Here is a 6000-nt window from a genome sequence, read left to right as displayed (position 1 = left end):
GGTTTTGGTGGCTGCACACCTTCAAAACACCGCCTTTTCGCGTTCCCGTCGAGTCCCTTGACATGCTGGAGGGAGATGTGTTGTCTGGGACGGCAATTATGCGAAGTTGTCGGCTACTGAGGCCGGGGCCCTTCAATGCTGGCCCGGCAGTGCAGCCCCTGCCCGCCGGGGGCGACGTGCCAGCGCTGCCGGGCTGGCGCTGGCTGCACACCCCTGGGCACAGCAGCGGCCACGTAGCGCTGTGGCGCGAAGCCGACCGCACCCTGCTCTCGGGCGACGCCGTGATCACCACCCACCAGGCGACCGTGCGCGGCGCCGTGACCCTGCATCCGGTCTCGGTTCAGGGGCCCCCCGCCTATTACACGCCCAACTGGACAGCAGCGCGCGCCTCGGTGCAGGCGCTGGCCGAACTGGCGCCGGACCTGCTGGCCCCGGGGCACGGTCACCCGGTGCAGGGGCCCCACGTGGCGGCCGATCTGCTGCGACTGGCCCGCAACTTCGATGAGCGCAGCCGACCCTTTCGCAGCTGGTACACCCGCCGCCCGGTGCCGGTGGGGGGCCCGGTGCCCCGGGGCCTGGGGCCGCTGACCCGCCCGCTGGGCGCGCTGGCCGCCCTGTGGTGGCTGACCCGGCGCTAGGCGCCCCCGGCAAGAGCCACCGGCCGCCACGGTCAGTGCCCCGGCCCATGCGGCATGCTGGGCCTCTGATGACTGCGCCGCGCCCGCCCACCCTGCCCGCCGAGACCCTGACCCTGCGCGAGCGCCTGCACGACCTGCGCGCCACGCTAGGGCTGGTGTGGGCGGCCAGTCCCCGGCACAGCCTCGTGTACGTGGCCACCACGCTGGCCAGCAGCGCCCTGCCTGCCGCTAACCTGTACGTGAGCAAGCTGCTGCTGGACGAGGTGGCGCGCGCGGCCCAGGGCGGCGTGACCTACCGCGCCCTGCTGACCCTGCTGGCGGTTCAGGTGGGGCTGGTGGTGCTGGGCAACCTGCTCTCGACGCTGCAGACGGCGGCGCAGCAACTGCTGGGCGACAGCCTGCAGCACGCCGTGAGCCGCCGCATTCTGACCAAGGCGGCGGCCCTGAGCGTCGAGAGCTTCGAGCACGCCGAAACCTATGACCGCCTGCAACAGGCCTACCGCGAGGTGGGCTCGCGCCCGCTGGGGGTGGCCACGCAGCTCGTCTCGCTGGCGGGTGGGCTGGTCACGCTGGGCTCGGTGGGGGCGCTGATGCTCACGCTGGGGCCGTGGGTGCTGCCGCTGGTGATTCTGGCCACCCTGCCCGGGGTAATCGTGAACAACCGCTTTGGCGTGGAAGGCTACCGCATGCTGCGCCGCCAGACCCACGACGCCCGGGTGCAGAACTACCTGGGCAGCCTGCTCACCTCGGACGCGCAGGTCAAGGAGGTGCGCCTGTTTGGCTTCGAGGCCGAACTGCTGTCGCGCTGGCGGGAATACTACCTGGGCTTTCGCCGGCAGCTGGTGGCCCTGGTGCGCCGCCGCGCGGGCTGGGGCTTTGCGGCGGCGCTGCTGAGCGCCCTGCTGATCGGGCTGGCCAGCGCCCTGATTCTGCGCCGGGCGGCAGCGGGCGAGATCAGTGCGGGCGAATTCAGCATCTTCGTGCTGGGCATCGCCCAGGTGCAGAGCACGGTCAGCGGCCTGCTGGGCGGCGGCAGCGCGGTGTACCAGAACCTGCTGTACATGCGTAACCTTTTCGCCTTTCTGGAACTGCCCAGCCGCGATCTGGACGCTGGGGAAACCTGGGAAGGGCCCATCCACACCATCGAATTCCGCAACGTGGGGTTCCGCTATCCCCTCACCGAACGCGACGTGCTCCGGGACGTGAGTTTCACCGTGCGCCGGGGGCAGGCCCTGGCCCTGGTGGGCGAGAACGGCGCGGGCAAGACCACCGTGGTCAAGCTGCTGACACTGCTGTTTTCACCCACCAGCGGTCAGATTCTGCTGAACGGCCAGGACGCCGCGCGCTTTAGCCCGCGCAGCGTGCAGCGGGAAATGAGCGTGATCTTCCAGGATTTCGGTCAGTACCAGCTGACGGCGCGGGCCAACGTGGCCCTGGCCACCACACCCGATTCGGCGCAGGACGGGGGCGTGGCGCGCGCCGTGGAGCGGGCCGGGGCTGACTTTGTGGACACGCTGCCCGAAGGCCTGGATACCCCGCTGGGCCGGCTGTTTCAGGGTGGGCGCCAGCTGTCGGGCGGGCAGTGGCAGCGGCTGGCGCTGGCGCGGCTGTATTTCCGCGACGCCTCGGTGCTGGTGTTCGATGAACCCACCGCCGCCCTGGACGCCCGCGCCGAGTTCGAGACCATTCAGGCGCTGCGCGAGGAAACCCGCGAGCGCATTACCCTGCTGATCTCGCACCGCTTTTCCACTGTGCGCCTGGCCGACCTGATTCTGGTGCTCGCGGGCGGCGAGGTGGCCGAAGCCGGCAGCCACCATGACCTGATGGCGCGCGGCGGACGCTACGCGGCCCTCTATGAGCTACAGGCCCGAGGCTATGCCTGAAACAGTGACCTTCACCCATTGATCGGTTCAGCTCGAATGAGTCCAGCGTCTCTCAGCCCGCCACTTGGCGGGCGCACTTCTATGGCGTGAGGTTTCCGAGCGAGCTGTGCGGTTGCAGCACGTTCTAGTCCCGCCGCTAGATTCCGAGCCGGAGCCTCGCCTACGGCACGCTCAGAAACCAGAGGGCGTTCAGAAGTTCGTCGCGTATCTGACCGTTAAAACTCTCGATATAGGCGTTCTGAGCAGGCGTTCCAGGATTAGCGACTTGGTGAGTGATGCCCTGCATGTGCGCCCATTGATCCAGTGTCCGCCCCGTCAACTTTAGCCCGTGGTCGGTCAGCAGGACCTTGGGCTTGCCGTGTTCTCAAATCGTGTCTGCTAGTGCTGCCGGGGATTGACGTCAACGCATGCCCGGTACGCCCTCTAGGATGCCGTCGTCCACGATGTTGAGGATACGGAAACGCTGTCCATTCACCGGCTGGTCGCGGACGAAGTCTAGGCTCCAGTGCTCGTTGGCCCAGGCCTGACAACGCGAGCGGCACCCTTTCTGCAGGCCTTTTTGCGGAGAGTCAAGCCTTCCCTCCGGTACACGCGATACATCCGCTTGTGGTTCACGCTCTCGCCCTGACGACGCAGCAAGACATAGAGGCACCGGTATCCAAACTGAGGACGCTCGCACGCGGCCGGAGCTTGTCCGCCAAGTCGCAATCGTCTTTCAAGCTGCGATGACGCTGCGCGGAACGATGAACACCGAGGACAGGGCAGGCTCGCCGTCCACTGATCCCGAACACAAGCCGCACCTCCCAGATGAACTGGGCCCCCAGGGCGTCACCCTCGCCGCCCCCGAGATTGTTCTGCATATACCTGCCCCCGCCTCCACGTGAAGGCCAACCTCTCAACGCCTACTCAGCCCAGACAGGGCGCCACTGGTGAGCGCGGGTCTGTCTGGGCGTGCGCCGGGCCTCCGCCGATGGATGCGGCACCTAAATTCCGTCTCTGCCAGGCCCCAGCATTACCTCGGTAGAGTCCAAATATTTTCAGAGCGCATCAAGGAAGTCGCCCTCTGCTCCAGTTGCAAGGGAATGGCCGAGCGATCACTTTACAGGTGGGCGAAACGGACGCCCGCTCCAGGCGGCGCTGTGGGGAAAAGGGATCTCGCCCGCGACGGCCAGGGGAAGCTGTTGCAGGAGAGTCACGAGTGCCGCCAGCTCGGCCGGTTTAGTGACGAAGGAGGCGGCCCCCAACGCAGCAGCGCGCTGCAGATCGGCCGGAGCCGACGACGTGGTGAACATCACGACCGGCAGCGGTGGAAAGGCTGAGGCCTGAAGAGCCTGCAACACCTCAAAGCCGTTCATGCGCGGCATGTTGAGGTCAAGAAGCACCAGCTGTGGCCACGCCCCTTCAGCGTCCAGCCGGGTCAGGAGGGCCAAGGCGGCGGCGCCGTCGGCGGCCACGGTCAGGTCCAGCGGAAGGTCGGCCAGCTCGGCGGCGGCCTGCAGCAGGAAGACGTCGGCCGGGTTATCCTCGACCAGCAGAAGCCGCAGGCGATTAAAGCGCACGGCGCACGGCGGGGCTCTTCGGCCAAGTCACACCAGGTCGCCGCTGAAGGGCGTAGAGGACAGGAGCGGGCATCCCCGTACTGTAGAGCTTGGCCGCTTCAGCGAATGTTCACGTGCTGGGGGCGCCGCCAGCTCCTCTTGGCCGCGCCTCCCGACAGCTCAACCCTGGGCTGCAGCACGGGGGGTGCGGCCCACCCCTCCCCGCAACTCAGCCAGCGCGGCCCCGCAAGCTGATCCATTGGTCAACACGGACTCAAGGCAGGGAGCGCCTGTTTCTGCTGAACTGTTAGGCAAGGGCGCCCGTGACCAGATCCACCCCACCCACCATCAGTCTGCCCGTCCAGGCGGTGCAGGCGGCTCTGGACGCGTTGCCTGACACCATTGCTGTGGTCGATGAGCAGGGCGTCATCCGGGCGGTTAATGCGGCCTGGCAGGCCTTCATGCAGGCCAATGGCGGCGAGCCCGAGACCTGCGGCGTTGGGGCCAACTACCTGCATGCGTGTGACCGGGCGCAGGGCCCCTGTTCGGATGAGGGACCGCCTGTGGCCATTGGCCTGCGGGCGGTGCTGGCCGGCGACGTCCCTACGTTCTCGCTCGAATACCCCTGTCACAGCCCCCAGGAGCAGCGGTGGTACTGCGTGCATATCAAGGCTTTCCGCAATGATGAGCAGCGGTACGCCACCGTGCTGCACGAGAATGTCACCGAACGCAAGCTGATGGCGATCCGCGCCAGTGACCTGGACGCCGAGGTGGCCCAGGGCGTCCGCACCCAGACCGCCGACCTGCGCCAGGAGAACAGTGAACTGGACGCCTTCATCGGCGCGGTGTCGCACGATCTGCGGGCGCCAGTGCGCCACCTGCAGGGTTTTCTGGGCATCCTGCGCCGGCGAGGCGCGGAGCGGCTGAACGCCGACGACCGGCAGATGCTGGATGTGCTTGACGCCTCTGCTTCCCGACTGGGCCACATGATCGACGAGTTGCTGGGCCTGTCGCGGGTCTCGCAGCGCGCCTTGCAGATTCGGCCGGTGAATCTGGCCCAGGTGGTGCTGCGGGCCTGGGCGAACATGGCGCCCGAGACCCAGGGCCGGGAGATTGACTGGGTGGCCGGTGACCTGCCGGTGGTGCAGGGGGACGCCGAGCTGCTGCGTCTGGCGTTTGAAAACCTGCTGAGCAACGCCATCAAGTACACCGGGGGCCGGGCGACCGCGCGCATCGAGGTGGGGGCGCATGAAGAGCAGGGCAGCTGGGTGGTCTTTGTACAGGACGACGGCGTGGGGTTTGATCCCAGGTACACGCCCCGGCTGTTCGGCGCGTTCCAGCGGCTGCATTCGGAGCAGGAGTTTCAGGGCATTGGCCTGGGGCTGGTCAATGTCAAGCGCATCATTGAGCGTCATGGCGGGGCGATCTGGGCGCAGAGTCATCCGGGGGACGGCGCGACCTTCTTCCTGCGGTTTCCGAAACCGGCGGCGCCCTGATCGGGTGGCCCTGACCTGAGCGGCTCTGGGACTGCTGAGCGCCTGGCGCCAGCACCCACCGCCTCACCCTCAGCTCGCGCTGCGCCGGCGTGAGACCTCGTAAGTAGTAGACCCGGGATGGGCGCGCTGGGCGTCCCAGGCGCCGGTGGCCAGCAGGGCCCACTGCAGGGTTTTAGCGTCCAGGTCAGCTAGGTGGGTCGTCGCCTTGGCGCTTTAGAGCATGAGGTCCAGCGTATGAGCACGTCTTCCAGCTGCCAGTCGTCCGGCACGGCAGCTCGTTTCAAGAAGAGGTGCCAGCAGCGGTTAGGCCTTTATGGCGGAAAGGCCATACGGAACCGTCAGAGACGGCGCGGCAGCAGTGGGTACGCCGTCTCCAGCGCTCGTCCATGCTGGCCACTTCCAGGAGCCGCAGCCGGTGAGCTGACCCATCTGTAGAGCAGGGTAT

At 67.5% G+C, this 6000-nt stretch carries 6 protein-coding genes; 3 read left to right on the top strand and 3 right to left on the bottom strand.

Features of this window, described 5'->3' with window-relative positions; all coding sequences use genetic code 11:
- Window positions 1-62 precede the first annotated feature (62 nt).
- Entirely contained in the window at window positions 63-638 is a 576-nt protein-coding gene (locus KMW22_RS14480) for an MBL fold metallo-hydrolase (protein ID WP_268906317.1), read from the top strand.
- Between the two features lie 68 nt (window positions 639-706).
- Complete coding sequence (locus tag KMW22_RS14475; protein ID WP_221090756.1) at window positions 707-2521, top strand: ABC transporter ATP-binding protein; 1815 nt, start codon at window positions 707-709, stop codon at window positions 2519-2521.
- A gap of 160 nt (window positions 2522-2681) precedes the next feature.
- On the opposite strand, the gene KMW22_RS19730 is transcribed toward KMW22_RS14475, so the two are convergent.
- From KMW22_RS19730 to KMW22_RS14460, 3 genes are all read right to left on the bottom strand, one after another.
- Entirely contained in the window at window positions 2682-2807 is a 126-nt protein-coding gene (locus KMW22_RS19730) for an integrase core domain-containing protein (RefSeq protein WP_221090755.1), read from the bottom strand.
- Window positions 2808-3016: 209 nt separating this feature from the next.
- Window positions 3017-3229, bottom strand: a complete 213-nt coding sequence (locus KMW22_RS19725; protein ID WP_407928450.1) for an IS3 family transposase — start codon at window positions 3227-3229, stop codon at window positions 3017-3019.
- 386 nt (window positions 3230-3615) lie between these two features.
- Window positions 3616-4080 carry a response regulator gene (locus KMW22_RS14460; protein WP_221090753.1) on the bottom strand — a complete coding sequence of 155 codons (465 nt, stop codon included), beginning with the start codon at window positions 4078-4080 and terminating at the stop codon, window positions 3616-3618.
- A 302-nt stretch (window positions 4081-4382) separates the two neighbouring features.
- Between KMW22_RS14460 and KMW22_RS14455 the strand changes: the two genes are divergently transcribed.
- The gene (locus KMW22_RS14455; protein ID WP_221090752.1) at window positions 4383-5555 is read left to right on the top strand and encodes a PAS domain-containing sensor histidine kinase; all 1173 of its coding nucleotides are present in this window, start codon (window positions 4383-4385) and stop codon (window positions 5553-5555) included.
- Window positions 5556-6000: the final 445 nt, after the last annotated feature.

Origin of the sequence: Deinococcus aquaedulcis (assembly GCF_019693445.1) — a bacterium.
Taxonomy (GTDB): Bacteria; Deinococcota; Deinococci; order Deinococcales; family Deinococcaceae; genus Deinococcus; species Deinococcus aquaedulcis.
The sequence above is the reverse complement of the archived record's forward strand: the minus strand, read 5'-3'. Positions and strand labels throughout refer to the sequence as shown.

Coding starts and splice junctions, on each gene's coding strand:
- KMW22_RS14480 (WP_268906317.1), top strand. CDS start 63: ATGCTGGAGGGAGATGTGTTGTCTGGGACGGCAATTATGCGAAGTTGT.
- KMW22_RS14475 (WP_221090756.1), top strand. CDS start 707: ATGACTGCGCCGCGCCCGCCCACCCTGCCCGCCGAGACCCTGACCCTG.
- KMW22_RS19730 (WP_221090755.1), bottom strand. CDS start 2,807: ATGCAGGGCATCACTCACCAAGTCGCTAATCCTGGAACGCCTGCTCAG.